Origin of the sequence: Mesorhizobium sp. M7A.F.Ca.MR.176.00.0.0, assembly GCF_004023165.1 — a bacterium.
Lineage (GTDB): Bacteria > Pseudomonadota > Alphaproteobacteria > Rhizobiales > Rhizobiaceae > Mesorhizobium.
This window is the reverse complement of the sequence record NZ_RZTC01000009.1, coordinates 1-4,752: the sequence shown is the minus strand read 5'-3', so window position 1 is coordinate 4,752 and position 4,752 is coordinate 1. Positions and strand designations below refer to the sequence as shown.

General features: G+C 61.8%; 3 protein-coding genes. 2 read left to right on the top strand and 1 reads right to left on the bottom strand.

What is annotated here, in order from left to right:
• Positions 1–187 precede the first annotated feature (187 nt).
• On the top strand, positions 188–832 hold the full coding sequence (locus EOB59_RS05360; RefSeq protein ID WP_128287836.1) for a cytochrome c oxidase assembly factor Coa1 family protein: 645 nt from the start codon (positions 188–190) through the stop codon (positions 830–832).
• Between the two features lie 193 nt (positions 833–1,025).
• Entirely contained in the window at positions 1,026–3,461 is a 2,436-nt protein-coding gene (locus EOB59_RS05355) for an FAD-dependent oxidoreductase (protein WP_128287835.1), read from the top strand.
• A 329-nt stretch (positions 3,462–3,790) separates the two neighbouring features.
• On the opposite strand, the gene mmsB is transcribed toward EOB59_RS05355, so the two are convergent.
• Positions 3,791–4,672, bottom strand: coding sequence for a 3-hydroxyisobutyrate dehydrogenase (gene mmsB / locus EOB59_RS05350; protein WP_128287834.1), 882 nt, complete (start codon positions 4,670–4,672; stop codon positions 3,791–3,793).
• Positions 4,673–4,752: the final 80 nt, after the last annotated feature.

Below are 4,752 nucleotides of genomic sequence, written 5' to 3'. Positions count from 1 at the left end.
GTCGCTGTTCAACGGGGTCGCGACGGAGCGCTCGATCAGCGCCGCGCTGAAGCCGGCAAGCCGTGCCGTGAAAGCGAATTTTCGCCGGCTGTCCAACAAGACCTGACAGGAGTTGCAGAACTTTGATTTTGCGCATTGACGGGCTCATGCGCTAGAATCAGTCGGTACGTCACCGATGGGGGACACGATGGCCGGACAACCGCTCAACCAGCCGGCTGAAATTCCAGCCGAACTCGACCGCTGGAACTGGGGCGCTTTCTTCCTCAACTGGATCTGGGGCATCGGCAACAGCACTTTCGTCGCGTTACTGGCGCTGATCCCTGTCGTCAACATCATCATGATCATCGTGCTGGGCGCACGCGGCAGCCGCTGGGCCTGGCAGAACCGCGCCTGGCGCGACGCGGAACAGTTTCGCAAGACGCAACGCAACTGGGCAATCGCCGGCCTTGCCGTCTGGGTGGTCGGGATTGGCGGCTGCGCGACGGTGGTCGGCAGCATTCCCTACGTCCTGAAAGGCAGCGATGCCTATCACATGACGATGGACAGGCTTCGCGCCGACGACCGCGTCAAGGCGGCGTTGGGTGATGATTTGACCGACAGTTTCTGGGTCGGCGGCCATCTCAACGTCAATGCAAATGGGGCCGGCGATGCCCAGTTCGGCATTCCGGTCCACGGCGCCAACGGCAAGGGCACGGCCTATTCGACCGCTGTCCGGACAGCCGGCACATGGAGCCTGCGCCTGCTGGTGGTCAGGGTCGAGGGAACCGATGCGCCGATCGTGCTGATCAACGAAGATCATGTCCCGATCCCGACTGCTGCAATCGGAATATAGCGAGGCAAAACGCAAAAAAGCAGCCTAAACGCGGGCGCGAAGGCTGACAGTTCGGCCGGCTTTGTGGCCCAACAATCGGGTGACCACTGCTGCGTTCCAGACAAGGAAATATGCTGAAAAGCCGGATGCTGTCTGACAGTATGCGCATGCGTTCATGTGGACCGGTGGCAATTTCATACAAGGGCACGCGCATATGGTGAGTTCCTTTCGTGCGGTCGTGGTTGGTGGCGGCTGTGTGGGTGCCGGCATTCTCTACGGCCTGGCAAAGCGCGGCTGGACCGATGTGGCATTGCTGGAGCGAACGCAGCTTACGGCCGGGTCGACATGGCATGCCGCGGGGCTCATCCCTTCTTACGCGCGCAGCCGCAATGTCGGCCGCATGATCGCCAGGTCGATCGAAATCTATGAGGGGCTGGAGGCGGAGACGGGCCAGAACGTCGGCTGGCACAAATGCGGCCAGCTGCGCATTGCCAACACGCGCGACAGGCTGGACGAGTACAGAAGCTACATGGACGTCGCCGAGGTCCAGGGTGTGCGGGCCCGGATCGTATCGCCCACGGAAGCGCGAGAAATCTGGCCGCTGCTCGACAACAACAGCATGCTGGGTGCCCTTTATCATCCCGATGACGGCCACATCGCACCCGCCGATGTCACCCAGGCCATGGCCAAGGGTGCACGCGACCTTGGCGCGAAGATCCATCTCGATACCGAGGTTGTGGGCTTCGAACGCATGCCGAGCGGCGAGTGGAGGGTCAAGACCTCACGCGGCGAGATCGTCTGTGAACATGTCATCCTTGCAACAGGCAATTACGCCCGCCAGACCGGCGCCATGCTTGGCCTGGACATTCCCGCGATCCCGATCCTGCATCAGTACTGGATCACCGAGGCGGTTCCCGAAATTGTGGAACGCAAGCGGCTTGGTCTTCCGGAAATGCCGATCCTCAGGGACGAGGGTTACGAGGGCTATCTGCGCGAAGAAGGCGACGGGCTGATGTTCGGTCCCTATGAGCGCACCGAGCAGCTCAAGCTGTTCGCTGAAAACGGCGTCCCGGAATGGTTCGGCGCCGATCTGCTCGATGAGGATTTCGATGCCGTGTCCTGGAACTGGGAACGTGCGACCGAACTGGTCCCCGCGCTCGGACGCGCCGGCATCAAGCGGAATGTGCGAGGACCTTTCCAGATGACGGCCGATGAACTGCCGCTGATGGGACAGGCGTGGGGTCTGGAGAATGTCTGGCTCGCCGAAGGGGTGCCGGGAGGCATCCTTTGGGGCGGTGCGATTGGCTATTACCTCTCCGAACGGATCGTGGAGGGCGGCAACAGCATCGACACGACGGAGCTGGATCCCCGTCGGTTCGGCCACTATGCAAACAAAAACTGGACCCGGGCAAAGGTCCGGGAAGCCTGGGGCACCCACGCCGCACAGCACTATCCTGGCCAGGACATGCCGGCGGCGCGACCGCAGAAAACGGCCCCGTCCTATGATCGCCTAAGCCAGCTCGGCGCGGTGTGGGATGTGTTGAACGGCTGGGAGATGCCGAGCTGGTTTGCGCCTGCCGGTGTCGAAGCGCGCAATGTCTACAGCTGGCGCTGGACCCCCAAAGGGAACCACGTCGCCGCGGAGGTTCAGGCTGTCCGCCAGGCCGCTGGGCTGGTCGAGATGACTCCCATGACCAAGTTCGAGGTCGGCGGGCCGGGCGCCAAGGACTGGCTCGACGGAATCCTGGCCAACAGACTGCCGCGTTCCGGTCGTGTCGGTCTTGCCCATCACCTGACGCCAGCCGGCGGCGTGCAGGCCGAGTATGTGGTGGCGCGGCTGCACAGCGACCTGTTCTATCTCATATCGACGCCGCGCGCAGAGCGCTGGAACCTTGACGATCTCAGCCGGCTGTTGCCGAAAGACGGCAGCGTGCATCTGCGCAACGTTACCGAGGATCGCGGCAGCTTCACGGTGGTTGGGCCGAAGGCGCGCGACATATTGCAGCCGCTGACGGAGATCGACCTCTCCAATGAAGCCTTTCCATGGTTCAGCGTGCAGTCCGGCACCGTCGGCATGGCCAGCGACGTACGGCTCCTGCGCGTCAACTATTCGGGCGAACTGGGATGGGAACTCTATCATCCTCTCTGCTATCAGCGGCATTTGCTGGATGCGCTCCTGGCATCGGGAGAGGCACACGGGCTGAGGCTGGCCGGACTTCAAGCGCTGGAATCGCTTCGTCTCGATAAATCCTACCGCGCCATGTATCGCGACATGAACCCCGAATTGTCAGCCTGGGAAAGCGGCCTCGACCGATTCATTAGCCTCGACAAAGGGGACTTCATCGGCCGCGCGGCACTGGTCGCAAAACAGAAGCAGGTGACACGCCGGATCGCCACGTTGTCGATCGATACGGATGGTGCGAGCGCGTTCGCCTTCGAGGGCGTTTACCGCGAAGGCGAGCTCGTCGGCCACATCACCTCGGCGGGCTACTCCTACACTTTCGGTCACGACATCGCACTTGCGCTGTTGCCCCTGGCACTTGTGTCGCCCGGCACCGAGCTCGAGGTGTCCATCCTCGGCGAGCGCCGCGCGGCCAAGGTGATCGCCGACTCGCCCTATGATCCGGAAGGCGCCCGCGGGCGCATGTGAGGTATCCCGGAGTACAGTTCCGGGTTATCGATGTCTCAAAACGTGCTGCAGGGCAAAATGCAAAAACCGCGCTCCATCAGGAACGCGGCTTTGCCAGATACGCATGGCGCTTCGCTACGCAAACACTTTGCGAAACTTATGGCACTTTTCGAAACTTACGGGCTCCGGTACGCGAGACCTGATCCGGAGCGCCGGGCGGATGAGATATGTCCGCCTCGCAGTCCGTTTTATAGGGACATCGTTACCGCGGAGTTATCGAGAGCTTAAGCAAATCTAAATTTGCACTTTTTCCACCCAAGGAAGCCGGAAAAATCCGGCAAATCCGGGGGTTACGCTGGGTTACCCCTGAGAAAATTAATTATGCCGGAGAAATCGACCCCGCCATGTCCCTGGGCGTTGAATAAGGCATAGAGCTGGGCTGCTTCGGCACCAAGCGGCGTTACAGCACCCGCACCATACGCGGCTTCCTGGGACAATTTCAGGTCTTTCAGCATCAGTGCCGCTGCAAATCCTGGGTTGTAGTCCCTGTTTGCGGGCGAAGTCGGCACCGGCCCGGGCACCGGGCAGTAGGTGGTCAAGGACCAGCACTGGCCGGAGGAGGTCGAGGCGACGTCGAACAGCGCCTGGTGTGACAGGCCGAGCTTTTCCGCCAGCACGAAGGCTTCGGCGACACCGATCATCGAAATGCCGAGGATCATGTTGTTGCAGATCTTTGCCGCCTGGCCGGCGCCGTCGCCGCCGCAATGGACGATGCGACCGGCCATCGGCTTCAGGATCGGCTCGGCAGTTGCAAAGGCGTCATCGGAGCCTCCGGCCATGAAGGTCAGCGTGCCGGCCGCGGCACCGCCGGTGCCGCCCGAGACCGGTGCATCGATCGACGACAGCCCGTGCTTCCTGGCGACGGCATGGGCCTTGCGGGCTGACTCGACGTCGATGGTCGAGGAATCGATAAAGAGTGCGCCTTGCTTGGCCTTGAGCGCGATGTCTTCGTAGACGGAGAGCACATGCTTGCCGGCGGGAAGCATCGTAATCACCACATCGGCATCCTTCACCGCGGCAACGGCATTAGCCATCACTGTCACGCCATGCTCTCGGGCGACGGTGAGGTTTTCCGGCACAAGGTCGAAACCATTCACCGCATGCCCTGCCTTGACCAGGTTAGCGGCCATCGGATTGCCCATGTTCCCTAGGCCGATGAAGGCGATCGTCATAGTGGTGCTCCGTGATTTGGGCTAACAGTAGGCAGTAGGCAGTAGGCAGTAGGCAGTAGGCAGTAGGCAGTAGGCAGTAG